This window comes from Mycobacterium sp., from assembly GCF_029961025.1.
Lineage (GTDB): Bacteria > Actinomycetota > Actinomycetes > Mycobacteriales > Mycobacteriaceae > Mycobacterium.
Map to the genome: position 1 here is coordinate 144,060 of NZ_JASBVP010000007.1, position 25,861 is coordinate 169,920.

Here is a 25,861-nt window from a genome sequence, read left to right on the forward strand (position 1 = left end):
GAATACGACGGGAAGGACCGCATAATGGCGGAGCAACCGGCCGGGGCGGCCGTAGGCGTTGCTGACAGCCGCGCCGAGGGCCGGGACACGCGGGAAAGCCGAAGCCGTCGGGAGGGCAGCCGGACCCGCGACGGCGAGAAGACCAACTACCTGGAGCGTGTCGTCGCGATCAACCGCGTATCCAAGGTGGTCAAGGGTGGTCGGCGGTTCAGCTTCACCGCTCTGGTCATCGTGGGTGACGGCAACGGCCTGGTCGGGGTCGGCTACGGCAAGGCCAAAGAGGTTCCGGCCGCGATCGCCAAAGGGGTCGAGGAGGCACGCAAAAACTTCTTCCGGGTGCCGCTGCTGGGCGGCACCATCACCCATCCGGTGCAGGGTGAGGCGGCCGCTGGAGTGGTGCTGTTGCGCCCGGCCAGCCCCGGCACCGGCGTGATCGCCGGGGGCGCCGCCCGCGCTGTGCTGGAATGCGCCGGGGTGCGAGACATTTTGGCTAAATCGCTGGGCAGTGACAACGCAATCAACGTCGTGCACGCCACGGTGGCCGCGCTCCATCAGCTGCAGCGCCCCGAGGAGGTGGCGGCGCGGCGGGGGTTGCCGATCGAGGATGTCGCTCCGGCGGCGATGCTCAAGGCGCGCCGGGAAAGTGGGGTGCTGGCGACGACCGCTGCGCGTGAGGGAGCGGGATATCATGGCTGAGCTGAAGATCACCCAGGTGCGCAGCACGATCGGGGCCCGCTGGAAGCAGCGTGAGAGCCTGCGCACGCTGGGCCTGCGGCGGATTCGCCATTCGGTGATTCGTGAGGACAACGCCCAGACCCGTGGGCTGATCGCGGTCGTGCGTCATCTGGTCCGGGTGGAACCCGTCGACACGCCCAGCGGAGGTGAAAAGTGACGATCAAGCTCCACGATCTTCGCCCGGCGCGCGGCTCGAAAACCAAACGCACCCGTGTGGGTCGCGGTGAGGGCTCCAAGGGCAAGACCGCCGGTCGGGGCACCAAAGGGACCAAAGCCCGCAAGAAGGTGCCGGTGACTTTCGAGGGCGGTCAGATGCCCATCCATATGCGGCTGCCCAAATTGAAGGGGTTTCGCAACCGGTTTCGCATCGAATACGAGATCGTCAACGTCGGTGACATCAACCGATTGTTTCCTGCCGGCGGGTCGATCGGTGTCGACGACCTGGTGGCCAAGGGTTTGGTGCGCAAGAATTCGTTGGTCAAGGTGCTCGGCGACGGCAAGCTGACCGCCAAAATCGACGTGACCGCGCACAAGTTCAGCGGCAGCGCTCGGGAGAAGATCACCGCCGCCGGCGGATCGGCCACCGAACTATAAGCGGCAATCCGCGCTACCGCGGCGGCGATCGGGGCCACACGCTCACCCGGCAACAACCCGCAGCGCCGGTAGGCTCGACGCATGTTCGCCTTGCCGCCTGATCTTCCCGGCATCGGCGAGATGCGGGCCCTGGCTCGCCGCGTCGATGCCGCCCGCCATCACGGTGTGCCCAACGGCAGCGTGCTGGAACTGGATTTGCGGTCTGCGCCGCCGGAGACCGCCGGCTTCGACCCGGTTGCGATCATCACCGGTGGTGGCCGGCCGTTGGTGCTCCGCGACACCGTGGCCGCGATCCACCGCGCCGCCGAGGATCGGCGCGTCGCCGGGTTGATCGCGCGCGTGCAGCTTGCGGCGGAGCGGGTGGGGCCCGTTCAGGAGCTGCGCGACGCGATCACCGCGTTTACCGCAGTGAAGCCGTCGCTGGCCTGGGCCGAAACCTACCCGGGAACGCTGTCGTACTACCTGGCGTCGGCGTTCGGCGAGATTTGGATGCAGCCGTCGGGAACCGTTGGCCTGGTCGGTTTTGCCACCCACGCCGTGTTTTTGCGTAACGCACTCAGCAAAGCGGGCATCGAAGCCCAGCTCGTCATGCGAGGCGAGTACAAGTCGGCGGCAAACCGATTCACCCAGGATCGCTACACCGACGCGCACCGCGAAGCCGACACGAGGTTGCTGGAAAGCCTGCACGCCCAGGTATGGCAGGCGATCTCCGAATCCCGCAAGATCGCGCCCGACGTGATCGACCGGCTCGCCGACCGGGCACCGCTGCTGCGTGACGAGGCCGTGGCTTCCGGCTTGGTCGACCGGATCGGATTCCGCGACCAAGCGTATGCCCGAATAGCAGAACTTGTTGGCGCGAAGGGCATTTCACCAGAGACCGGAGATGCCGACATGGACCGGAACGCGCCGCCGCGGCTGTATCTGACGCGCTACGCCCGGGCGAGCGGGTCGAGACCCCCGGTACCGCTGGCGCGGGTACCGGGGCGCAAACCCAAACCGAAGATCGCCGTGGTCACCGTGGCCGGGCTGATCGTCAATGGACGCGGCGGCTCGACGATGCTGCCGTTCGGTCCCGCCACCGCCGGCGGTGACACGATCGCGGCGGCGCTGCGCGACGCGGCCGCAGACGACTCGGTGTCGGCGATCGTGCTGCGCGTCGACAGCCGCGGCGGCACCCTCACCGCCTCGGAAACCATCTGGCGGGCGGTGAGAAAGGCCCGTGATCGCGGCAAGCCGGTCGTGGCGTCGATGGGTGGCGTCGCGGCCTCGGGCGGCTACTACGTCGCGATGGGCGCCGACGCTATCGTCGCCAACCCGGGCACCATCACCGGTTCGATCGGTGCGATGGCCGGCAAGCTGGTGGCGCGGGAACTCAAAGACCGGCTGGGCATCGGGTCCGACGGGATACGCACCAACGCCAACGCGGATGCCTGGTCGATCAACGCGCCCTTCACGCCCGAACAGCAGGCCCGGGTCGAGGCCGAAATCGATCTGTGCTACCACGACTTCGTGCAGCGGGTCGCGGAGGGTCGCCACCTGAGCATCGAGGAGGTGGAAGCAGTTGCGCAGGGCCGGATCTGGACCGGCGCAGATGCTTTCGAGCGGGGTCTGGTCGACGAGTTGGGCGGATTGCAAACGGCGGTGCGGCGCGCCAAGATTCTTGCCGGCCTGGACGAAGACGCCGAGGTCCGCATCGTCAGCTACCCGAGTCCCTCGCTGTGGGAGTTCATCCGGCAACGCCCGTCTTCACGGCCGGCTACGGTGTCACTGCCCGATGCGGCCGGTGCGCTGGTCCGGGTGCTCGCCGGGATCATCGGTTACGTCGAGCAGGCGCTGAGCGGGACCGGTGTGCTGTGGCTGGGAGAGTCACGCTTCCGGTAGTTTTGCGGTGACGTAGCTCATTTCGCCGAAGACGCTCATCGTTTCGTCGTCAGGGAACTGAAAACCGTTGCGTGCATACAGCTCTCTGGCAGAGTGCGCGGTCACCTGCCAGCCCAGGGTGACAAGGTAGTCGATGACGCTGCGGCGTTCACCGCGATAGACGAGCTCTGCCATATCCAGGTCCAGGCCCAGGCGACGCCATCGCTCGGTGAGTCGCGGCGCTCGCTGCTCGAAGAAGGCATCGGGATTCGGCAGATATTCGGTGGCTACCCAGCTGCCCGGCGCGCTGAGCGCAGTGATGTTGTCGAACAGCCGATCCTGGGCGTCGGGCGGCAGGTACGGCAGCAGCCCCTCGGCGCTCCACGCCGTCGGCCGGTGCGCATCGAAACCGTGCCGCCGCAACATGGCCGGCCAGTCGTTGCGCAGATCGACACCGATCGCACGCCGATCCGCGGCCGGGCTAGCACCCAGGCCGTCCAGGGTGCGCGTCTTAAAGTCGATGACCTGCGGCTGGTCGATCTCGTAGACCACGGTGCCCGCCGGCCACCGCAGCCGGTAGGCCCGGGTGTCCAGACCCGAAGCCAGGATCACGGCCTGGCGCACCCCCGCGTCGGTGGCTGTGGTGAAAAACTCGTCGAAATACCTGGTGCGGACGGTGATCCGCTCCTTCATCGTCTGCGGACGCAGGAATACGTCGTCCTCGATCACGATCTCGCCGTCGATCATCCGCACGAAGGGCTCCAGCCCCACCGCTCGCACCAGCGGGTCGGCCAGCGGATCATCGAGCAGCGGCTCGGGTCCCTGCGAGGCCAGCGCCCGCGAGACCGCGACCATCGTGGCGGTCGTGCCGACGCTGGTCGCCAGATCCCAGCTGTCGCCCTCGGATCGTCCCGTTGTTCCCGTGCCGGTGCGCGCCATAGAGCCATCCCTTCACCCCACGCTCTTACTTAGCCAGTATAACGAGCTTTCGCCGCCGAGCGCTTCTCGGCGTCTCCCCGCACGCGGCGTGGCTGCCACCGACCCGCAGCGGTCGGTGGCGAGACCTGCCGCGACCCGTCCCGGCCGGGCGTGGTTGCGGTGGTGATGGTGTCATACCCGTTGGCGGGGTGGGCTCTACCGGCAAGAGGAACAGGACGGCAGCTCACTGATGTTTGACGGTTCGATTTGCGGCGCGTTGTTCTTATCGTGGCGGAAGCCGCTGGACGCCGGATACACCTTGGCCTTCAGGCGGTTGATTGACCCGAGGGGGCGGTGTGCCTCCAGGGTGCGCCATGAGTTGAAGGACAACAGGTCGTCGGCGTACACCCGACGGCAGTAGCAGTCGGAGTTCTGTCGACGGAAGATGAGTTTTGCAACTCGTTGCGGTGGAGGCGATGTCGACCACTCCCGGGTGGCGTCCTCGATCGCGTCAGCGTCCGTGCACAGTTGGGCACACACCTCATACTCTGCGTCGTGGCTGCGGAAAAAATCGGCGATCAGGATTCGATGGGCGTCATCTCCGGAGCCGGGGGGTATGCGTTTTCCTTGCAATCGGGTGACCGACTCCGACAGCGGCCGGACGCTGATCTTGGCGACGTAGGTTCCGTATCGCAGCGCCGAGGCCGTATTGAACGTGAGACCCAGGACGTGGTAGTTGGGTGTGGTGAACAGCTTCACGAGTTTGACCGCTTTGCCGAAGTACGGGATCGGGACGAGGCGGGACGGCACCGGAGACACCGCTTCCGTCACGCCTACCAGTGTGGCCAGGGCTTCGGTGAGGAGCTTCAGCGCCCAGTCGGGCATTCGCGTCAGCACATAGGCGATCGGCATCCCCACCCAGAGGTAATCACGGGCGTTGGCGAACGGGAACTCCGGGCTGTCGACCATCACGAAGTCCTGCGTGGTGAAGCCGTCATCCTGGGCCCGGGGCCCGGGCACACCGAGGACCTTGATCGCGATGGCTCGAACACCGCGGATCTGGTCGCTGTGCAGCGTGGGCTGCGTGCTGGAGATCCGCGCAATGACCGGGTATGTCGCGGGCGTCGCGAACAGCCCTTGACGCAGGTGCGCCGGGAGGCCGGGCTCGACCACCAGTTCTCCCTCCAGGACCGCGTGGCTTTTGGCGTGCGCGTCCCGCATCCCGTGTTTGAACTTTTTGAAGGTCCACTCGTTGTTGCGGTGCAGAATCTCGATGATCTTTTGGATGGTTTCCTCTTCGTGTGCGCCGGGCCGCTCCAGTTTCGGGCTGTATCGGACGTAGGCGGGGCTCGGTTGCCGGCCCGAGTCGGTCATCTGTGGCTTGTCCTTCCGCTTGTGCTGCCGATCCCGATCACGGCAAGGGCGGGTTCAAGTGCCGCCGATGCCAATCCCCGCAACTCGCGGCATGCGGACCGCAGAAACCCGCAACGCCACGGGCACCCGACGGGCCGATGCGGGGCCGACGCGATTTCGTCGAGCACCCGGATGTTCTCGGCGATGTCGCGCTGCTCTCCCTTGGCGACAGCGTCGAAAATCGCTGCCATGGGAATTCCCGGGTGATAGATCATTTCGCCGACCATCGCCATCTCGAGGTCGTGCTCGCGGACTATGTCGGCGTCGTCAGAGGCATCCGAGAGGTCCGCTGCGAACTGCCACGCGCGGTCACGCAAAATTTTCAGCGAGCCGTCGATCAAGTCGATTTCCTGCTGCTTTAGCACGGCGTGCACGTCAGCCAGCACCGGCGACACCGTGTCGATGCTGTCGATCACGGTGCTGGTCTCGCTGGCAAGGACGTCGTTGATCTTATTGAAGTCCTCATGCAGCCCGGCGAGGTTTCCCGCCGCGATCTCGTGTGCGGTGATTCCCAGATCCACGGCGATGTGCGCGTTGCACGCGCCGAGCAGGTGTTGCACGATTATCGGCTTCCCGTCGCTTGCCTGCCGCAACGAGAGCTGCCACGTCTTCGTGGGCGGGCCCAGCTGTGGGTGGAAATGCCCGTTGAGCGCATCGAAGTAGCGGTTGGCGAATCTGAAGTCGAACTCTGCCATCCGCGCGCAGTCCTGGAACTCGTTGTCGGCAATTGCCTTCCGCACGGCTAGGGTGATCCGCTTGTACAGCGCGGCGAAATAACCCACCCGGCTGGAATTGGCTATCGACCAGGAAATAATCGTGTCGATCGAATTGATGACCTCGTCGACCGAGTGGGCGTGGGTCAGCGGAGCCAGCGTGGGCTGTTTCGGCACCCCGATATTATGGCGCGCGGTGCCGCGTCGGCATCGGTATTCGCCGGCGACTCCGCGAGGCAACTCGCTAACCATTCAACCCCGCGAGTCCGCCGCCGAACCTGCGCGCCGGGGTTCGATTCGCATCTCCTTCCACCTGCGTCGCCGAGCGGTGGTGAGCGCAAAAACAGGTAGCGCGCTACGCGTGCCGGTCGGCGCTCGTCGAGCCTACGGTGCTTGCACTACGGCCGGTTCGACCGGTCGACGAGCCCGATCACAGCGGGACGCCATCCCGAGAGGAGACGAATGACATGTTGGATTCCGCAGCGCCACCTGCCTCCACAGCCGCTACCGTCGATAAGACCGCGCTCCCACCCCCGGGCGCATCCCTGGGTGGGGTGTCGTCCACCGAGGTCCTTCTCAGCGAACAGCAGGTGGTTTTCAGCACCGCAGCCGCGTCGGGGGTGCACCGCGAGAACGTCGTTCGCCGGTTGGTCGCCATCGCGCGGCGACGGTTCGCCCCCTCAACGGATGGCTCGCGCGCCCGTCCACGGTACTACCCCGGGCGTGGCGAATTTTACGAGGACGCCCGCATGGCACGCGAAATGGACAGACTATGACCCTCCTGATTGCCCTCGGCTGGGCCGTGCTGTTGGTGATGGTCATCGCGGGAATTCACAACCTGCAGTCGTGGCTTGAGCGGTGCGACTATGAGCGCCATTTCGAGGATTGACTTTCTCGCGTCGTGGGCCCACACCGCGCGGCGCGTTTAACCGTTGAAGCCGGTGCCGCTAACGGTTGCCTCGGGGGCATCACCTGATCCGTCGGCAAACGCGTCAGCCGATGTTCGCGGGCCGATCCACCCGGATGACAACGCTTCGATGGGCTTGTTAAAGCCATTTAAAGCCATTGGGAAGCCACTCGGTACGCCGGGAGAAGCCGCACGCCAGGGTAGCTAAACAGCCGTCGTCGACGGCGGCTCCCGGTTACACTCCCGCTATGGTGCGTCGGTGGCAGTTAATTGACCGCACGGCGGAATTCGACGCGATTCGATCCGCATGCATCGGACCGGACAGCGGCGGCGCGGTCTTGGTCGGGGCCGCCGGAGTCGGTAAGACCACCCTGGCCCGAACCGTCACCGCCTCGCTGCGTTCGCAGGTGCGCTGGATGGCGTGCACCGAGTCCTCGCGCACCATCCCGCTGGGAGCCATGGCCCACTTAGTGAGCCTGTCACCGTCGCGCGACCCGATCGCGCTGCTGGCCGCGGCGCGGAAATGCCTTGTCGACCGGCCGGACACCGTCATCGGCGTCGACGATGCGCAGTTGCTGGACCCATTGTCGGCGACATTGCTGCACCAGATCGCCATCGATCGGGCCGGCCGCATCCTCGCGATCATCCGCAGTGGCGAACCGGTGCCCGACGCCGTCACCGCACTATGGAAGGACGGCCACCTGCGGCGGTTGGATTTGCGGCCGTTCACGAAAGAGCAGACCATCGCACTGGTCGAATCGGTGCTCGGTGGGACGCTTGAGGGCCTAAGCGCCGACATCATGTGGGAGTCATCGGGCGGGAATCCGCTGTTTCTGCGCCATCTTGTCGAGGGCTCGCTCGACGCCGGGACATTAACCCGGGTGGACGAGGTATGGCAGCTCCGCGGACAGGCGGTCGTCCCGTCCGGCTTGGCGGCTTTGCTGCAAAGCCGTCTCGACGATGCCGGCAGTGACGTGGTGAACGCATTGAAGCTGCTGGCGCTGTGCGAGCCGCTCGCTATCGACGCGCTGGTCGAATTGGGCGGTGAGGACGCCGTGGACGCGGCGGAGGCGCGGGGCTTGATCCGGATCACCAGCGACGGCCCCCAGATCAACGTCCGATTCGGCCATCCGCTGGTTGGCGAGGTGGTCCGGCGCAGTGTTGGCACGGCGTCGGCGCGAAAGCTCAGAGGACGTATCGTCCGGGTTCTACGTAACCGCGAGCCGGACTCGGTTGCCAGCCGGATCCGAATCGCCGAGTTACTTATCGATAGCGACGAATCCGCCGACGCCGATCTGCTCGTCGCCGCGGCCAAGGACGCGATGTTTCTGTCGAATCTTCCGCTGGGGGAACGGATCGCGCGTGCGGCGTTCGAGCGTGGCGGTGGTGTGCGCGAAGCCGAGCTGCTCTCGCGCGCGCTGTTGTGGCAGGGCCATCCGGTGCAGGCGGACGAGATCCTCGCGCGGTTTGACCCCGAGACGCTCGACGAGCTGCAGTTGGTCCAGTGGGGCATTCCCCACCTTTCGATCCTGTTCTGGGCGATGGGCGACGTCGAACGCGCCCATCAGGTCTTGGCATTGTTGCGCCGACGTGTGCAGCACCCGAGCCTGAAGCTTATCGTCGACGCCACCGGATCCTCGATCGCCGTGCACGAGAACAGGATTGCCGAGGGAATCGCCGAAGCCGAGCGCGTGTTGGCCGACCCGCATGCCCCGAAACAGGCCATTGATTGGGCCGCGTTTGCGGCGGGCCTGGGCATGCCCGTTGCCGGCCGGGGCGGCGATTTCGAACCGATCGCCGCCAGGTGCCGTGTTGGGCGCAAGGCCACCGACGGCATGATCCGGGTCATGGTGCGCTATTGCGACGTGCTTGCGCTCACCGCCATCGGCGAACTGGATCTGGCCGATCGCCGCGCGGCCGACTACGCCGAGTTCTCCTCGATGGGCCAGCGGCTGGCGTGGGCTATCGCCAAGACCATGGCCGGGCTCATCGCGGTCTGCCGTGGCAGGCTCCCAGAGGCCGTCTCGGCTCTGGAGCAGGCGGTTGCGGCGCAGGCTGCCGAGGTCGCCATGCCATGGCGGCTGCCGGCACGTGCACTGCTGGCGAAGGCCTATGCGGCGCTGGGCCGCTCCGATGAGGCGCAGCGGGTGCTCGCCGACGCCGAGGAGCACAGCGGGCGACAGCACATGGCGATTCACGACCCGCAGCTGATGATCGCTAAATCGTGGCACGCCGCGGCAACCGGGCTGGAGCGGCGCGCGGACGAATTAGCCTTGGCTGCAGCTGACCTCGCACACCAGGCGGGTCAGTACGCCGTGGAAGCCGAGGCGCTGCACCATGCGGCGCGGTTCGGCGACCGCGATGTCGCGGGCCGGCTGACCGCACTTGCCGAGCGGGTTGAGGGATCGATGGTGACGCTCTACGCCCGCCACGCCGTCGCCGTCGCCGCCGCCGACGGCCCGGCTCTCGATGCCGTGAGCGCGCAATTCGAAGACGCGGGCGCGCTCCTTTCGGCCGCAGACTCGGCCGCGCAGGCCGCATCGCTGCACGATCGCGCGGGTCGGCGACGCGAAAGCCTGGCGTCGGCGGCCCGCGCACGGCGCCTGGCGGCTGCGTGCGGTGGAGCGGCGACGCCGGCGATCAAAGTCGCGGCCCATCCGTTGCCGGTCACCTCCCGCGAGCGCGAGATCGCCACGCTGGTGGCCGCGGGTCTATCGAACCGGGAAATCGCCGAGCGCCTGAGGTTGTCGATCCGCACGGTCGAGGGCCATGTCTACCGCGCATGTTCCAAACTGGATGTCGCCGACCGGGACCAGCTCGCGCGGCTGATGCGGGAAGAGTTCGCGAAATAGCACACCGACGATCGCGGGCGACCCGGTGGTGGCCATCGTCGTCAGGGAAAGCTCGCCTTCGTGAGCGCGGTGATGTGGCCCATACCGCCGGCTCGGTGTCGGTGATCGGCGGTGGCGGCACGTCAGCGAACCGTACGCCTGGTGCCGCGACCGACCCGCTGTTGGCGCTGTTAGTCTCATAGACTGTTCTACGCGTGCCCGGACCCTTCCCAGCTGCGGGTGCTTGGCGCGTGACCAGGATTGTGTAATGCCGGCCGGCCCGGTTGGCAATCCGCGGCCGGGTTCGGCCGCGCAGGAGGAAGAGTGCTTTCGGCTTTCATCTCATCGCTGCGGACAGTCGACCTGAGGCGAAAGATTCTGTTCACGCTGGGTGTCGTCATCGTCTACCGGATTGGGGCCTCACTGCCGTCCCCGGGCGTGAATTACCCGAATGTCCAGAAGTGCATCGCGCAGGTCAGCGGCGGCGAAGCCGGGCAGATCTACTCGTTGATTAACCTGTTCTCCGGCGGCGCGCTGCTGAAGCTGACGGTGTTCGCGGTCGGGGTGATGCCCTACATCACCGCCAGCATCATCGTGCAACTGCTCACGGTGGTCATCCCGCGGTTTGAGGAGCTGCGCAAGGAAGGCCAGTCCGGTCAGGCCAAGATGACCCAGTACACCCGCTACCTAGCGATCGCGCTGGCCATCTTGCAGGCCACCAGCATTGTCGCGCTGGCGGCTAACGGCGGGCTGCTGCAGGGTTGCAGCCTGGACATCATCGCCGACCAGAGCATTTTCACCCTGGTCGTCATCGTGCTGGTGATGACCGCCGGCGCGGCGCTGGTGATGTGGATGGGCGAGATGATCACCGAGCGCGGCATCGGCAACGGCATGTCGTTGCTGATCTTCGTCGGCATTGCCGCCCGCATTCCGGTGGAGGGCAAATCCATCCTGGACAGCCGGGGTGGGGTGGTATTTGCCGCGGTGTGCGTGGCCGCATTGATCATCATCGTCGGTGTGGTGTTCGTGGAGCAGGGCCAGCGCCGCATCCCGGTGCAGTACGCCAAGCGCATGGTCGGCCGGCGCATGTACGGCGGCACCTCGACGTACCTGCCGCTGAAGGTCAACCAGGCCGGTGTTATCCCGGTGATCTTCGCGTCCTCGCTGATCTACATCCCGCAACTGATCACCCAGCTGGTCCGCAGTGGCAGAGCCGGTATGGGCAACAGCTGGTGGGACAAATTCGTCGCCAATTATCTATCCAACCCCGGTAACTCGGTCTACATCGCTATCTACTTCGGGCTCATCATCTTCTTCACCTACTTTTACGTCTCGGTCACGTTCAACCCCGACGAGCGTGCCGACGAGATGAAAAAGTTCGGTGGCTTTATTCCCGGCATTCGGCCGGGCCGTCCGACCGCCGACTATCTGCGTTTCGTGCTGAGCCGGATAACGCTGCCGGGCTCGATCTATCTCGGGGTGATCTCGGTGCTGCCCAACCTGTTCCTGCAGATCGGCAACACCGGGACGGTGCAGAATCTGCCATTCGGCGGTACCGCGGTTCTGATCATGATCGGTGTCGGCTTGGACACGGTGAAACAGATCGAAAGCCAACTCATGCAACGCAACTACGAAGGATTTTTGAAGTGAGAGTCATTCTGCTGGGGCCGCCCGGGGCGGGAAAGGGCACACAGGCCGAGAGATTGGCCGAGAAACTCCGGGTGCCGCACATCTCTACCGGGGAGCTATTCCGGCACAACATCCGTGCCGGAACCGAGCTGGGTTTGCGGGCCAAGCGGTACCTGGATGCCGGTGATCTGGTGCCCTCCGAGCTGACCAACGCGCTGGTCGAGGACCGCCTCGACCAGCCCGACGCCGCGGCCGGCTTCGTCCTGGATGGCTACCCGCGTTCCCTGGAGCAGGCCCAGGCGTTGCATGACATGCTGCAGCGTCGAGGCGCGGAGATCGATGCGGTGCTGGAGTTGCGGGTCTCACAAGAGGAGTTGCTCAAGCGGCTCAACGGGCGGGGGCGTCCCGACGACACCGAGGACGTCATCGAGAACCGGATGAAGGTCTACCGTGAGGAAACCGCGCCGTTGTTGGAGTACTACTGCGGCCAGCTGAAGACCGTCGACGGTGTCGGCGCCGTCGACGAGGTATCCGCCCGGGCGCTGCGAGCGTTAGGGAAATAGCGGTGATCACCCTGGCGGGACTGCGCCAGCGCAAGGTGGTTCCGCAGCGCAGCGCGGGCGAACTGGACGCGATGGCCGCCGCCGGTGCGGTGGTCGCCGCCGCGCTGCGTGCGGTGCAGGGCGCCGCAATCGTCGGGACGTCAACCCTGAGCCTGGATGAGATCGCCGAATCGGTGATCCGCGACGCCGGCGCCACGCCGTCATTTCTGGGGTACCACGGCTACCCGGCGTCGATCTGCGTGTCGGTCAACGATCGGGTGGTGCACGGCATCCCCTCCGCCGCGGAGATCCTGGCACCCGGTGACCTGGTGTCCGTCGACTGCGGCGCAATCCTGGACGGCTGGCATGGTGACGCCGCCGTCACCTTCGGTGTGGAGACGCTCAGCGCGGACGACGATGCGCTGTCCCGGGCGACCCGGGAATCATTGGAGGCCGGGATCGCCGCGATGACCCCCGGCAATCGGCTGAGCGACGTGTCGCACGCCATCGAAATGGGGACGCACGCCGCCGAGGCCCGCTATCAGCGCAGGTTCGGCATCGTTGAGGGTTACGGGGGCCATGGCATCGGACGACGCATGCACATGGAGCCGTTCGTGCCCAATGAGGGAGCCCCGGGGCGCGGTCCGCTGCTGGCCCCGGGTTCGGTCCTGGCGATCGAACCCATGCTGACGCTGGGATCCGGCAAAACCGTCGTGCTCGACGACCGGTGGACGGTCATTACCGTCGACGGGTCGCGTGCCGCCCACTGGGAACACACCGTCGCAGCAACCGAGGACGGACCCCGCATCTTGACCATCGGCTAGCTCACACTAGCGGGGGTTCACACACCGGCGGGGTCGAGCGAAGCTGTCGACGCCGGCGCAAGAGGTCCGCGTTCACCGCAAATTCTCAGCTTGTGTCAGGCGGGTGATTATAGACTGAAGGGGCCAATCTCGAGTGCTGCCTCGGCACGCGTGGCGACGCAGTTTCTCGGGAAGAAAAGAGGCATCATGACCGGAGCGCTGGGCCTTACCAAGGCCGCCGATCGTGCCCAGACGCAGCAGCTCGAGTTCGCGGTGGAGGGCATGACCTGCGGATCGTGCGCGGCCCGCGTGCAAAAGACGTTGGCCAAGCAGCCCGGGGTGGCCGATGCCGAGGTGAACTTCGCCACCGGCATCGCGCACGTCGATTACCGGCCCGGTGAGGCCGATATCACCCGGCTGGCCGAGGCGCTGGATCGTCTCGGCTATCACCTCGAGCCGGTCACCGAGAGCCCACCGTCGCCGGGCGAGGAGAGTCGGCGCAAACAGCGGACCTGGTTATGGCGGGTGTGGCTGGCCTGGCCCCTGGGGCTGCTGGTGTTCGTCTTGACCATGTTTTGCTGCGATTACTCGTGGGCGCCGTGGTCGGCGTTCGCCGCGACGGTGCCGGTGCAATTCGTGGCCGGCTGGCCGTTTCTCAAGGGGGCCGCGCAGCGGGCGCGGGCGCTGACCGCAAATATGGATACGCTGATCGCGCTGGCCACGCTCACCACGTTCACCTACTCCACCTATGAGCTCTTCGTTGGCGGGCCGCTGTTTTTCGACACCGCGGCGTTGATCATCGCGTTCGTGGCGCTGGGCCGCTACTTCGAGGCCCGGGCCCACAGCAAGGCGTCAGAAGCGATCAGCAAGCTGCTGGAGATGGGCGCCAAGGAGGCCCGGCTGCTCGTCGACGGCCAGGAGCGCCTGGTGCCCGTCGAGCGGGTCCGGGTGGGGGACGTGGTGGTGGTACGCCCGGGGGAGAAGATCCCCGTCGACGGCGAGGTCATCGACGGGCACGCCGCCGTGGACGAGTCGATGCTGACCGGCGAGTCGGTGCCGGTGGATAAAGCGGTGGGGGATCACGTTGCCGGGGCGACGGTCAACACCGATGGGCTGCTGACCGTGCGCGCCACCGCCGTCGGATCCGACACCGCGCTGGCGCAGATCGTGCGCCTGGTCGAGCAGGCCCAGGCCGGCAAGGCCCCGGTGCAGCGGCTGGCCGACCGGGTCTCGGCGGTGTTCGTGCCGGCCGTCGGGGCCGTCGCGGCGTTGACGTTCGCCGAGTGGGCGCTGGTCGCCGCCAACCCGGTGGGTGGGATGAGTGCGGCGATCGCGGTGCTGATCATCGCCTGCCCGTGCGCGCTGGGTTTGGCCACCCCCACGGCGATCATGGTGGGCACCGGCCGGGGAGCGGACCTGGGCATCCTGATCAAGGGCGCCGAGGTGCTGGAGGGGTCGAAGAAGATCGACACCGTGGTGTTCGACAAGACCGGTACCCTCACCCGCGGGCGGATGCGGCTCACCGATGTGATCGCCGATGACCGGCACCAGGCGGATCGGGTGCTGCGGCTGGCCGCGGCGGTGGAGTCGGGCTCGGAGCATCCCATCGGCGCGGCGATCGTCGCGGCCGCCCGCGAGCGGGGGCTGCAGATCCCGGCCGCCACGGGGTTCGCCAACCGCGCGGGGCTGGGGATGCGCGCCGAGGTCGACGGGCGGCCGGTGTGTGTCGGGCGGCGCCCCCTGGTCGAGGAGCACGGTTGCCTGCTGCCCGAGCATCTGGCCGCGGCGGCCGAGGAGCTCGAAGAGCAGGAGCGCACCGCGGTGTTCGTCGGGGCTGACGGGCGGGTTGTGGGGGTGCTCGCGGTGGCCGACACGATCAAAGACGAGGCCGCCGAGGTGGTGCGCCGGCTGCACGCCCTGGGGCTGCAGGTCGCCATGATCACCGGGGATAACGCCCGCACGGCGGCCGCGATCGCCGGGCAGGTCGGCATCGAGCGGGTGCTGGCCGAGGTGTTGCCGGCCGACAAGGTGCGCGAGATTCGCCGGCTGCAAGACGAGGGCCGCAGGGTGGCGATGGTCGGCGACGGCGTCAACGACGCCCCCGCACTAGTGCAGGCCGATCTGGGGATCGCCATCGGCACCGGCACCGATGTGGCCATCGAGGCCTCCGACATCACGCTGATGTCCGGCCGGCTCGACGGTGTGGTGCGCGCGATCGAGCTCTCCCGGCGCACCCTGCGCACCATCCATCAAAACCTCGGGTGGGCGTTCGGCTACAACGCCGCCGCCATCCCCCTGGCCGCACTGGGGTTGCTCAACCCGATCATCGCCAGCGCGGCGATGGGATTCTCCTCGGTCAGCGTGGTGAGCAACTCGCTGCGGCTGCGCCGCTTCGGCCGAGGACGGACCGTTGCAGGAGCTTAACCATCGATTCCCCTGACTTTTCACCGATCGGAGCGGCTGAGCCACATGATCCATGACCTGTTGCTTCGTTGGATGGTCACCGGATTATTCGCGGTGAGCGCCGTTGAATCCGCCCGGTTAGCCATCCGCGAACGCCGACCGTGGACCACGTCGCTGACCCACGGGTTGCATTTCGCGATGGCGGTGGCGATGGCGGTGATGGCCTGGCCGTGGATCGTGCGGTTCCCGGAGGCGGGACCGGTGGCGTTTTTCTCGCTGGCGACCGTCTGGTTTGTGGCGCTGGCGATCTTTGCCGCTCGAACGACAACCTTGCGGGAATTGTATGGTTATCACGGATTTATGATGCTGGCGTGTGCCTGGATGTTTGCCAGTACGAACCGGGCGATGTCGGCGCCATCGATGCCGGGCATGGCTCTGGCGATGACCGCGATGGACATGCCGACCGGCGGTGGCCCGCCGGTGTGGTTCAGCGCCGTGAACTGGCTCGGTGCCTTCAGCTTCGCGGCCGCGGCGGTTTTCTGGACATCCAGATACGTCAAGGAGCACCGGCACCGGGTGGTCGGGCTCAGGCCGGTGCACGACCTGAAGCAGGCGATGATGGCTACCGGTATGGCGATCGAGTTCCTCGCCATGGTTTTCCCGATCTGATCCGATGAACTAAATCGGCGCTACACTCGTGTCACCACCGAAAGGCTGGTGATGGACAGGCCGGAAACCGGCGCAATGCGGATGTTGCACAGCAAGCACGCCGCGGCTTTGTTGCGCTACGTGTACCGGCTGACCGGGGATACGACGCAGGCCCACGATGTGGTGCAGCAAACGCTGGTGCGGGCGTACCAGCACCCGGAGGTCGTCGACGGCAATGAGCGGTCGGCACGCGCCTGGCTGTTCCACGTGGCCCGCGGCCTGATCTTCGACAACGCGCCCGGTGCCCGCTTGGGCACGGAGATGATCTCGTCCAACGGTTTTGGAGCGCCGCCGGGGGCCGTTCGGGATGAAGTTGACGCGGCGCTGGACCGCACGCTGGTCGCCGACGCGATAGCGCAGCTTCCCGCCGGGGATCGGGCCGTTGTTCGACGCGCGTACTATTACGGCTGGACCACCGCACAAATCGGTGCCGATCTGGGGATCGCAGATGACATGGTGAAATCACGCCTGCATTACGCGCTGCGAACCCTGCGGCAGCGGCTGCTGGAGATGGGGGTGGCACAATGACCGCGTTCCCGCAGCAGGGAACGCCCGCCCCCGAACCGCGGGGTCAAGGCGATCACCGCTACGCGTTGTGGGACGCCGCCTACGTGCTGGGGTCACTGTCGGATGTCGACCGGCGCGAATTCGAGGCGCACCTGGGAGAATGCGCATCCTGCCGGGACGCGGTGACCGAACTTTCTGGCATGCCTGCGCTGCTGTCGTTACTCGACCGCGAGGAGATAACCGACGAAGATGAGGTGGCGGCCGTTCGGTCGGCGAGGCCGCGGCCCGTGATGCTCGAAACGGCAGCCGCGCCGGACCGGGTTGACGTGCAGGCTTCGCTAGCTCCGCCGGCGGCGGTGGGTTACGCGCCGGAGACCGTCTTCCCGATCTTCCGCACCGGCAACTACGCCCCGGTGCCCGACGAGCTGACCGCCTTCGACTTGCCCGTCGAGGGGGCCATCCCCGCCGAGTTGAACGGGTGGTATCTGCGCAACGGGCCCAACCCGCGGGAGGCCGCCGGCCACTGGTGCACCGGCGACGGCATGATCCACGGGGTCCGGCTGGAGAACGGCCGGGCGGCCTGGTATCGCAACCGCTGGGTGCGCACCGAGAGCTTCGAGCGGGCATTTCCGGTTTACAACCCCGACGGCAGCCGCAACCTGCACTCCAGCATCGCCAACACCCACGTCGTCCGCCACGCCGGCAAAACACTGGCGCTGATGGAGTTCGCGTTGCCCTACGAAATCACCAACGACCTGAAAACGTTGGGCGCCTATGACTTCGGTGGCAAGTTGAGGGATTCGATGACCGCACACCCGAAGATCTGCCCAATTACGGGCGAGTTGCATTTTTTCGGCTGCGGCAACATCTTCGAGCCTCATGTGACCTATCATCGCGCCAACGCCGACGGTGAGCTGATCGTCAACCGGCCTCTTGACGTTCCGGGTTTGACGCTGATGCACGATTTCGCGTTGACCGCCGAACATGTCGTTTTCATGGATCTGCCGCTGGTGTTCAACCTCCGGCTTGCGCTGGCGCAGCAGGACGAGCGCAGCGACCTGCCCTACCGCTGGGACGATCACTACGGGGCCCGCCTCGGCGTGCTGCGCCGCGACGACCCCTATGGTCCGGTGCGCTGGTTCGATATCGACCCGTGCTATGTCTTCCACATTGCCAATGCCTACGATGCGAGATCGGCCGGCGGAGGGTCAATTGTGCTGGAAGTAGTCCGCTATCCCGAAATGTGGCGCAACAGCAGTGAATTCCAGGTCGACGCCGCGCTGTGGCGCTGGACGATCGACCTGGACGCCGGTGACGTCGCAGAAACTCAGCTCGACGAGCGTGCTGTGGAATTCCCGCGCGTCGACGACCGACTGGTCGGCACGGCCGCTCGCTACTCGGTGGCTGTGAGCAGCGGCACCCTGGTCCGCTACGACCTTGAGCGCGATACCGCATCCGAGCACCGTTTCGGCCACGCCGGTTTGCCCGGCGCCCCGGGCGAGGCGGTGTTCGCCCCGTCGCCCGGGCTGTCGGACGAATCATCCGGCTGGTATTTGACCTACGTCTACGATCCGGCGCGCGACGGCAGCGACCTGGTGATCATCGACGCGTCGGACTTCGAGGGCGCGCCGGTCGCCCGGGTCCGGCTCCCGCGGCGGGTGCCGCATGGATTCCACGGAAACTGGATCCCGGATTGAGCACGGGTGCGGGAACGGCGCTGAACTGAGCAGGCACTCGACTCGTGTCCATGACAGGAGGTGATCGAGTGCCTCGAGTCACCAGCACGCTGGACTACGAAGCCGCGTTGATGAAGGTGCTCTACGACGAGCATGCGGCGGTTTTGTGGCGGTATGCGCTGCGGTTGACCGGCGACGCGAGCCGTGCCGAAGACGTCGTCCAGGAGACGCTGCTGCGGGCGTGGCAGCATCCGGAAGTGATCGGTGACACCGAACGGTCGGCGCGGGCGTGGCTGTTCACCGTGGCCCGCAACATGATCATCGACGAGCGGCGCAGCCCACGATTCCGCAATCAGGTCGGTTCCCTGGACGACTCGAGCGCGCCCGAGCGGCTCACACCGGACGCGGTGGACGCGGCGCTGGACCGGCTGCTGATCGCCGACGCGATGGCCCAATTGTCGGCCGAGCATCGGGCGGTGATCGACCGGTCCTACTATCGGGGATGGACCACCGCTCAAGTCGCCGCCGACCTTCAGATCCCCGAGGGAACGGTGAAATCGCGACTACACTATGCGCTTCGGGCGTTGCGGCTCACGCTGCAAGAGATGGGGGTGACACGATGACGACGCCACGGGGACTCGGTCCTCCCGGCGACAGCGTGTCGAAGGACGACGATCACCGCTACGCGACGTGGGACGCCGCGTACGTGCTGGGCGCATTGTCCGCCGCCGACCGGCGCGAATTTGAGGCGCACCTGACCACGTGCCCGGCGTGCCGGGAGGCAGTCAGCGAGCTGAGTGGAATGCCGGCCCTGCTGTCACAGCTCGACCGGGACGAAGTGGCCGCGATCGGTGACGCCGGCCGGGCATCGCCGGAGGTTTCTCCGCAGCTGCTGTCGTCGTTGCTGGCCACCGTGCGGCGGCGCCGCCGCCGTAGCCGCATGCTGGCCTGGACAGGCTCGGCGGCCGCCGCGGTCGTGCTGGCGATCGGTGTGTTCGTCGGCGTTGCCGGCCATGCGGTGACGCCTCCGGCACCGCAGACGAGCGTGGCGGCGCTGCCGATGGCGCAGGTCGGCACCACCACACTGGCCTCGACGGTGTCGGTCAGCGGCCAACGCTGGGGCACCTTCATCCTCATGAGGTGTGTCTGCCTGGCCCCGGTGTATGCCCATCACGACAGGCTGGCGATGGTGGTGGTCGGTCGCGACGGCAGCCGGACTCGGCTGGCAACCTGGGTGGCCGAACCCGGACACACTGCGACACCCGCGGCCAGCATCTCGACGCCGGTTGACCAGATTGCCGCGGTGCAAGTGGTTTCGGCCGACAACGGCACGGTGCTGCTGGAGCGCGGGCTGTAACCTTCCGACCGGTATCGGCGGTATCCCCGGCCGGTCGGCGGGGTCGGGCTCACACTCCGGGTTTGGGGTCCGCCACCCGGACGGGGCATGCTTGCTGCATGCATCTGATTACCGGAGTGCGTGACCCGGCGGCAGGTTTTCCACTCAGTACCGCCGTGGACGATGCGGGCGAGCGTCGGCAGGCCAACCGCGCGGTGGCAGTGAGTGCCGTCGGCCTGGCGCTGACCGGGCTCATCGAATTGGCGATCGCACTGGTGTCCGGCTCGGTGGCGCTGTTAGGTGACGCCCTGCACAACTTGTCGGACGTCTCGACCAGCGTCGTGGTGTTCGTCGGGTTTCGGGCATCACGCCGGATCGCCACCGCGCGATATCCCTATGGCTACGAACGCGCCGAGGACCTCGCAGGGATGGGTGTGGCACTGGTGATTTGGGGCAGCGCTCTGGTCGCCGGCATGGAAAGTGTCAGCAAGCTGCTCCGTCACGGTGGCACCACGCACCTGGGGTGGGGGATCGCCGCGGCGGTGGCCGGCATCGTGGGCAATCAGCTTGTGGCCCGCTACAAGCTGGTGGTGGGACGGCGGATCAGCTCGGCAACCATGGTGGCCGATGCCAAGCATTCGTGGCTCGACGCGCTGTCCTCGGCCGGGGCAATGGCGGGGCTGATCGGCGTGGCACTCGGCTGGACTTGGGCCGACGCGATTGCCGGGATCATGGTCACCGGCTTCATCTGCCATGTCGGCTGGGAGGTGACCTCTGATATCACGCATCGGCTGCTCGACGGGGTCGATCCCGAAATCATCACGATCGCCGAAACCGTCGCCACCACGGTGCGCGGTGTCACCCATGCGCATGCCCGAGCCCGCTGGACGGGGCGGACCCTACGCGTTGAGATCGAAGGCTTCCTGGACCCTGACACCGCACTCGCCGCAGCCGATCGGATCGGCCGCAGCGTAGCCGACGCGCTGGCGCCACAACTTCCCGAAATGCGCAGCTTCACCTGGACGGCGCGAGCCGCCTGAGCTGAACGGCATTCAACGACGCATCCAGCTATGGAATCGACCGTGCGGGTCATAGGCCGATCGCACTTCGTCCAGGCGCGCCATGTTCGCGTCGGTGATGAACTTTGCCGGCCGCCGAGCGAGGTTCTCGTCGGCGAGCGCGATGCCGGTGGCGAGGTGCGACATCGCCGCCATGTTGGAACCGGCCCAGTTGCGGTAGCGTTCGTCGTCGGCAGGATGCTGCCAGACGGTGTAGAGCGCCAGGTAGATCTCGTCCTCCAATCCGTACACCGCGTCCGCTCGGTCCGGGGAGGGCTTCCATCCGGCGAAAAGGAAATGCGAGGGGTGCGGCGGCATCGTTTCGATGATTTTGCGGATGCCGGGCAGTAGTTCTTCGGCGGAAGCCGAGGTGAACATGTTGTCGGCGATATACCGGTAGCCCTGCGGATAGTTGCCCGAGGTTGCCGTATACCAACCGGCCAAGGTTGTCGGCGCGTAGGGAAGACTGATGATCGCCTGATCGGCGACCGGGCAGGTGCCCAGCAGCGCAAGGGCTTTCGCCGCCTGCTCTTCGGACTCGGCGAAGACCGGCGACGCGACGGCGACGCCGGGCTGGTCGAGCCCGGCCGCCGGAAAGCTGCGTGACGCAAGGATTTGCAGTTCGACCCGGTCGTCGACCTCGGGACTGATGGAGCGTCCCCAGGCATACACCTCCTCGGCGACGTCGATCGGGTACAGGTACAGACAGGTGCCCCAGACCGCCGGGCGCCGGTGCAGCCGCAGGGTGAACGAGGTGACCACCCCGAAGAAGCCCGGCCCCGCGCCGCGGGCGGCCCAATACAGATCGGGATGGTTGTCGGCGTCGCAGTAGATCGTCTCGCCGTCGGCGGTGATGACCTGCAGCCCGAGTACGCTCTCGCACGCCGGCCCGACCACCTTGCTGTTCCAGCCATAGCCGCCCTGCAAAAGGTAGCCGCCGAGACAGATGCCTGAGCAATGGCCGGCAGGAAAGAACAGGCCTTGGGCGTCCAATTCGGCCGCAAAGACGCTGGCGACCTTTCCGGGCCCGACGCGCGCGGTCATCCGGTCTGTGTCGACGGCGCAGTGATCGAGGCGGCTGACATCGAGCAACATGCCGCCGTCGCGCAGGTGGCTGGCCGTCCAGCTGTGTCCACCGGAACGCACGCCGACTTGCAGGCCGTGCGCGCAGGCATAGCGGATCGCGGCGACAACGTCCCCGACATCACCCGCTTGCACAATCACATCGGGGAAGCGTTCGGGTAGCAGACCGTTCCACACCGTCTGGCGGCGAGCGGCTTCGTATCCGTGCGCGCCTCGAAAGAAGGTTTGTTCGCCAGGAAGTGAAACCACTGAGCTCCTTTGACTTTCGTACGGCGGTACCGGTTAAGGCGATGCCGTTACCGACCGCTCGGATGGGGCGGGAAGGGCGGATGCCAGGTAGGTTGCGATTTCGCGGGCTAAGGGTGTGGCGTGGCGGCGGATCGCTCGCAGTGGTCCATTGGGCGGGATGCCGTATCCAATCGCGAACATCCCGTCGCCGAGATGCGAGGCGAAGCCGCCGCGCGGGTTGCCGTTCTCGTCGAGGACGCCGAGATGCCCGACCAGGCCGTCGAGATCGGTGCGAAAGCCGGTGGCGGCGATGATCACCTGCGGCGCGACCGATGTGCCGCCGGCGAGGACGACGCGCCCGGATTCGACCGCCGCCACCGCAGCGACCACCTCGATGCGCCCGGCCCGTACCAGGGGCACCAGCTCGTCGGCCAGGGTGGGGATGCGGCCTTTCTGTTCCACTGTTGCTTTCAGTCCGAGTGGCGGCTGCTGAAAGCCGCAAGCCGACAGGTCACCCCACAACAGGCGGTTGAGGCGGGCGATGAGCGGATCGATCGTACCCGCCGGTACCCGCGCGAACAGCTCGAGGAAGATGTCCGACGGGAACGGCCCCATCGCGCGGCGCACCAGATGCGGCGGGGTGCGCACCGCGAGCCAGATCCGGCGTGCGCCGTCGTAAGCGAGCTGAACAGCGATGTCGGCGGCCGAATTGCCGGCGCCGACGACCAGGACGTCGCGGCCCCGGTAGGGCCAGGCGTTACGAAATTCGCCGGAGTGAACGAGCTCACCGTTAAAACACGCCAGGCCGGGCCAGGCAGGGATGATCGGTGTGTGGTACCTGCCGGTGGCGAGCACGACGACGCGTGCCCGGATTTCGCCCGAGGAGGTGTCCAGTAGCCAGGAGTTCGCCGCGCGCTCGATCCGGTTGACCTCGCACCCGAGCTGAACCGCGATGTCCTGCACTCGTACATAGCGGTCGAAATAGCGGACCATGTCCTCTTTGGTGGGCCAACGGCCGGCCGCGAGCGGGATTCGTTGTCCGGGAAGATGTGACAAGAATCCGCTGGTGTTGAGGCGAAAGTCGTCATAGCGGGTGCGCCACGACACCGCCGGCGTCGCAGCCCTCTCGATGACACGGGCCTTGATCCGGTGCCGATGCGCCAGCTGGCGTGCAACAGCCAGACCGGAAGGCCCCGCGCCGACGACAACGACGTCGGAGCGGCTTTGCCGGCCGCCTCGTGTCATCTCACCGTCGCCCAGCGTTTTACGCGTCCCCGCTTTCGGGTCGGGCCGGTCGGAGACGAGCGATTACTGAGCAAAGGCGGCATGAGTTCCTCTCCACGAATCCGCCGGTAACACGATCGAGGACCCCGCGTGGTTCATCGGGGCCTCGGGTGCCGCGGTGAACTTCTCGTCGACGTCTGCCGTGTCAGCACCTGGAGGTTGGAGATGAGTCCGTTGGTGGTGGTCATTTTTTCGGCTGCGGCGCCGTTCGCCGGATTTGGCCTGCTGAAGCTGCAAGCGCGACTTGAGCTATGGGCTTATGAACGGCACGCAGGAGACTAGGTGAGGTGCCGATTTGAGGCTTCGGATCCTGGTTGTCGGCGCCGGCGTGGGCGGCATTTCCGTTGCTCGGGGACTCCTGCGCGACGGGCATGACGTCACCGTCTTCGAACGGCGGCCGGATACGGCTCCGGGTGGCGGTGCCGTCACCATCTGGCCCAATGGCGCGACGGTTTTGGGTCAGCTGGGTGTGGATATGGACGGGGCGGGGCAACCGCTGTCCGGTGTTCGGGTCGTGACAGCCACCGGTCGCCCGATCACCACCGTGGACCTGGCCGCGCTCGGGGCCCGGCTGGGCGCGCCCGTTCGGATGGTCCCTCGTCGAATCCTGCTGGAACGGCTGTTGGAAGGCTTTCCGGGCGAGCGCATCCGGTGCAACTCTCGCGCGGTCGCGGCGGTCAATACGCGCAACGGGGTGCGAGTCGAGTTCCAGGACGGCCGCGCGGCGGAAGGAGACGTGTTGATCGGCGCGGACGGCCTGCACTCGATGGTTCGAGATCTCGTCGGCGCGCACCCTGCGAAGCCCACCGGCTGGTGCAGCTGGCAGGGACTGGCCACCCTTCCGGACGGCTGCGCCAAACACGTCGCCTTGATGGCTATCGGCCGGCACGGAAACCTCGGCCTGTGGCCGGCCGGCGGCCGCGAGCTGCAGTGGTGGTTCGACCTGCGATGGTCACCGGACTTCATCAGGCCGGCGCGTCCGATCGACATGATCCGGTCGCATTTCACCGGATGGTCCGACGCGGTGGATCGAGTGCTCGCGACATTGACCGACGGCGATCTGGCGCGGTCGCCGTTCCCGCATTTTCGGCATCCGATTCCGCGCACCGGCGCAGGCGCGATGACGTTGCTCGGCGACGCCGCGCACACGATGCCGCCCACCCTCGCGCAGGGGACCAATCAGGCGCTGCTCGACACGATGGTGTTGTGCAAGGCGCTGGCGGATTTCCGGAATGCAATGAACGCCGGCACCGCCGATCTGCCGGGCGCGTTGCGCTGGTACGAGAAGACGAGGCGGCGCCGGGTGCAGGCGGTGTCCTGGGTGACCACGCTGCAGGTATCCCGCCCGGAGTCGGTGCTCCGGCCCGCGGCGGTGATTCCGGACCGGGTCATGACCCTGGCGCTTGCGACGTTTCTGGGTTCGGTAAGTCACCGGCGGCTGTCCGCGGAGGTCAGCCGGGACCTCGCGGGCGCGACGGCCATCCCGGTCGGTCAGCCGCGATGACCACGTCGCGGGTGCCGCCGGCCACCCTGGCCCGCGTTGTCGAGTGGACGCGCCATCACCTGTATCGGCTTCATCAACGGCTGACACCCGCGCCGGCAGCGATGATGGAGATGATTACCGCCGCCTGGATGTCGCAGGCGATCACCGCGGCGGCCGAACTCGGTGTGGCCGATGCCCTCGCCGACGGGCCGCTGCCGATCGACGAGTTGGCGGCCCGGGTGGGGGCGGACGCCGACGCGCTGCGGCGGCTGCTGCGGGCGTTGATCGGCCGGGGCATCTTCCGTCATCGCCGAGACGGCCGTTATGAGCTGAATTCCCTCGGCGCAACGCTACGCTCAAACGCGCCGGTGTCGATGACGTCGGCGGCCCGATTTTACGGGTCGGCCGAGCAGCGGGAACGCTGGACCCTGTTTGCACATTCGGTCCGGACCGGGGATTCGGTTGTCCCGCAACTGCGCGGTAAGGAGAGCTTCGACTACTTCGCCGAGCAGCCCGAGCTTGCCGAACTGTTCAACCAGACCATGACCGCTATTTCGGAGCTGACGACGGCACCGGTGGTCGCCGGTTACAACTTCAGCGCCTACCCGACGATCGTCGACGTCGGCGGCGGGCAGGGCCAACTGCTGGCGGCCATCCTGGCCGCGGCGCCGGCTTCCCGGGGCGTGCTGTATGACCTGCCGCGGGTGGTCGGGCGCGCCCCGAGGCTGCTGCGCGAGCACGGTGTGGCTGACCGGGTGCGCATCGTCGGGGGGTCGTTTTTCGACAGCGTTCCCGGCGGCGGTGACGCCTACATCCTCAAGAACATCATGCACGACTGGCCCGACGAGAAGGCGGTGCAGATCCTGCGTAATGTTCGCGCGGGCGCCGGATCCCGGGCCACGGTGCTGCTGGTTGAGCTGGTCATCCCCGGGCACGACCGTGACTTCCCGGGGAAATGGGCGGATCTGGAGATGCTGCTGAATTTGGGCTCCCGGGAACGCACCGCCGTTGAATACCGAAACCTGCTCCTCCGGGCGGGATTCCGGATGACACGGGTGGTGGCCACGGCATCACCTCTTAGCGTGGTAGAGGCCAGGGCGCTCGTTGGGGAATTTCCCGCGCCGTGAACTCAAGTCGCCCGCGAGCCGTG

The 25,861-nt window shown here is 66.8% G+C and carries 23 protein-coding genes; 18 read left to right on the forward strand and 5 right to left on the reverse strand.

All coding sequences use genetic code 11. The features are described from left to right. Positions 1 to 24: 24 nt before the first annotated feature. From rpsE to sppA, 4 genes are all read left to right on the forward strand, one after another. Complete coding sequence (gene rpsE, locus QJR12_RS10380; protein ID WP_300581639.1) at positions 25 to 696, forward strand: 30S ribosomal protein S5; 672 nt, start codon at positions 25 to 27, stop codon at positions 694 to 696. Further along, positions 689 to 892: a 50S ribosomal protein L30 gene (gene rpmD, locus QJR12_RS10385; protein ID WP_300581643.1), complete on the forward strand. Its 204-nt coding sequence runs from the start codon at positions 689 to 691 to the stop codon at positions 890 to 892. The genes rpsE and rpmD overlap by 8 nt, the downstream gene beginning before the upstream one ends. Then, complete coding sequence (rplO, locus tag QJR12_RS10390; protein ID WP_300581646.1) at positions 889 to 1,329, forward strand: 50S ribosomal protein L15; 441 nt, start codon at positions 889 to 891, stop codon at positions 1,327 to 1,329. The genes rpmD and rplO overlap by 4 nt, the downstream gene beginning before the upstream one ends. Positions 1,330 to 1,410: 81 nt before the next feature. Beyond that, complete coding sequence (sppA, locus tag QJR12_RS10395; protein WP_300581648.1) at positions 1,411 to 3,210, forward strand: signal peptide peptidase SppA; 1,800 nt, start codon at positions 1,411 to 1,413, stop codon at positions 3,208 to 3,210. On the opposite strand, the gene QJR12_RS10400 is transcribed toward sppA, so the two are convergent. The 3 genes from QJR12_RS10400 to QJR12_RS10410 all read right to left on the reverse strand — a co-directional run bounded on the left by QJR12_RS10400 (position 3,196) and on the right by QJR12_RS10410 (position 6,410). Further along, the gene (locus QJR12_RS10400) at positions 3,196 to 4,128 is read right to left on the reverse strand and encodes a class I SAM-dependent methyltransferase (RefSeq protein ID WP_300581650.1); all 933 of its coding nucleotides are present in this window, start codon (positions 4,126 to 4,128) and stop codon (positions 3,196 to 3,198) included. The genes sppA and QJR12_RS10400 overlap by 15 nt on opposite strands. A gap of 195 nt (positions 4,129 to 4,323) precedes the next feature. Further along, on the reverse strand, positions 4,324 to 5,481 hold the full coding sequence (locus QJR12_RS10405; protein ID WP_300581652.1) for a catalase family protein: 1,158 nt from the start codon (positions 5,479 to 5,481) through the stop codon (positions 4,324 to 4,326). Further along, complete coding sequence (locus QJR12_RS10410) at positions 5,478 to 6,410, reverse strand: DUF5995 family protein (RefSeq protein ID WP_300581654.1); 933 nt, start codon at positions 6,408 to 6,410, stop codon at positions 5,478 to 5,480. The genes QJR12_RS10405 and QJR12_RS10410 overlap by 4 nt, the downstream gene beginning before the upstream one ends. A 290-nt stretch (positions 6,411 to 6,700) precedes the next feature. Between QJR12_RS10410 and QJR12_RS10415 the strand changes: the two genes are divergently transcribed. From QJR12_RS10415 to QJR12_RS10470, 12 genes are all read left to right on the forward strand, one after another. After that, positions 6,701 to 7,009, forward strand: coding sequence for a hypothetical protein (locus QJR12_RS10415; RefSeq protein ID WP_300581656.1), 309 nt, complete (start codon positions 6,701 to 6,703; stop codon positions 7,007 to 7,009). 379 nt (positions 7,010 to 7,388) lie between these two features. Next, a complete protein-coding gene (locus QJR12_RS10420; RefSeq protein ID WP_300581658.1) occupies positions 7,389 to 9,992 on the forward strand; it encodes a LuxR family transcriptional regulator in 2,604 nt (867 codons plus the stop codon). 303 nt (positions 9,993 to 10,295) lie between these two features. After that, on the forward strand, positions 10,296 to 11,621 hold the full coding sequence (gene secY, locus QJR12_RS10425) for a preprotein translocase subunit SecY (protein ID WP_300581660.1): 1,326 nt from the start codon (positions 10,296 to 10,298) through the stop codon (positions 11,619 to 11,621). Beyond that, positions 11,618 to 12,163, forward strand: coding sequence for an adenylate kinase (locus tag QJR12_RS10430; RefSeq protein ID WP_300581662.1), 546 nt, complete (start codon positions 11,618 to 11,620; stop codon positions 12,161 to 12,163). The genes secY and QJR12_RS10430 overlap by 4 nt, the downstream gene beginning before the upstream one ends. Positions 12,164 to 12,165: 2 nt before the next feature. Continuing rightward, the gene (gene map, locus QJR12_RS10435) at positions 12,166 to 12,966 is read left to right on the forward strand and encodes a type I methionyl aminopeptidase (protein ID WP_300581664.1); all 801 of its coding nucleotides are present in this window, start codon (positions 12,166 to 12,168) and stop codon (positions 12,964 to 12,966) included. Between the two features lie 186 nt (positions 12,967 to 13,152). Next, positions 13,153 to 15,369: a heavy metal translocating P-type ATPase gene (locus QJR12_RS10440; RefSeq protein WP_300581666.1), complete on the forward strand. Its 2,217-nt coding sequence runs from the start codon at positions 13,153 to 13,155 to the stop codon at positions 15,367 to 15,369. Positions 15,370 to 15,414: 45 nt separating this feature from the next. Continuing rightward, on the forward strand, positions 15,415 to 16,017 hold the full coding sequence (locus QJR12_RS10445) for a DUF5134 domain-containing protein (RefSeq protein ID WP_300581668.1): 603 nt from the start codon (positions 15,415 to 15,417) through the stop codon (positions 16,015 to 16,017). Between the two features lie 51 nt (positions 16,018 to 16,068). Then, entirely contained in the window at positions 16,069 to 16,584 is a 516-nt protein-coding gene (locus tag QJR12_RS10450; protein ID WP_300581670.1) for a sigma-70 family RNA polymerase sigma factor, read from the forward strand. Further along, the gene (locus QJR12_RS10455; protein WP_300581672.1) at positions 16,581 to 18,260 is read left to right on the forward strand and encodes a carotenoid oxygenase family protein; all 1,680 of its coding nucleotides are present in this window, start codon (positions 16,581 to 16,583) and stop codon (positions 18,258 to 18,260) included. Before QJR12_RS10450 ends, QJR12_RS10455 begins: the two co-directional genes overlap by 4 nt. Positions 18,261 to 18,370: 110 nt before the next feature. Beyond that, a complete protein-coding gene (locus tag QJR12_RS10460) occupies positions 18,371 to 18,862 on the forward strand; it encodes a sigma-70 family RNA polymerase sigma factor (protein WP_300582406.1) in 492 nt (163 codons plus the stop codon). After that, entirely contained in the window at positions 18,859 to 19,596 is a 738-nt protein-coding gene (locus QJR12_RS10465) for a zf-HC2 domain-containing protein (RefSeq protein ID WP_300581674.1), read from the forward strand. The genes QJR12_RS10460 and QJR12_RS10465 overlap by 4 nt, the downstream gene beginning before the upstream one ends. Before the next feature lie 98 nt (positions 19,597 to 19,694). Further along, positions 19,695 to 20,615, forward strand: a complete 921-nt coding sequence (locus tag QJR12_RS10470; protein ID WP_300581676.1) for a cation diffusion facilitator family transporter — start codon at positions 19,695 to 19,697, stop codon at positions 20,613 to 20,615. A 12-nt stretch (positions 20,616 to 20,627) separates the two neighbouring features. Here QJR12_RS10470 and QJR12_RS10475 read toward each other — a convergent pair whose 3' ends face one another. Further along, a complete protein-coding gene (locus QJR12_RS10475; protein WP_300581678.1) occupies positions 20,628 to 21,965 on the reverse strand; it encodes an FAD-binding oxidoreductase in 1,338 nt (445 codons plus the stop codon). Between the two features lie 33 nt (positions 21,966 to 21,998). Further along, complete coding sequence (locus QJR12_RS10480) at positions 21,999 to 23,189, reverse strand: NAD(P)/FAD-dependent oxidoreductase (RefSeq protein ID WP_300581680.1); 1,191 nt, start codon at positions 23,187 to 23,189, stop codon at positions 21,999 to 22,001. Between the two features lie 334 nt (positions 23,190 to 23,523). Here QJR12_RS10480 and QJR12_RS10485 point away from each other — a divergent pair, with 334 nt between their 5' ends. After that, entirely contained in the window at positions 23,524 to 24,732 is a 1,209-nt protein-coding gene (locus QJR12_RS10485) for an NAD(P)/FAD-dependent oxidoreductase (protein ID WP_300581682.1), read from the forward strand. Continuing rightward, a complete protein-coding gene (locus QJR12_RS10490; protein ID WP_300581684.1) occupies positions 24,729 to 25,838 on the forward strand; it encodes a methyltransferase in 1,110 nt (369 codons plus the stop codon). Before QJR12_RS10485 ends, QJR12_RS10490 begins: the two co-directional genes overlap by 4 nt. Positions 25,839 to 25,861 lie beyond the last annotated feature (23 nt).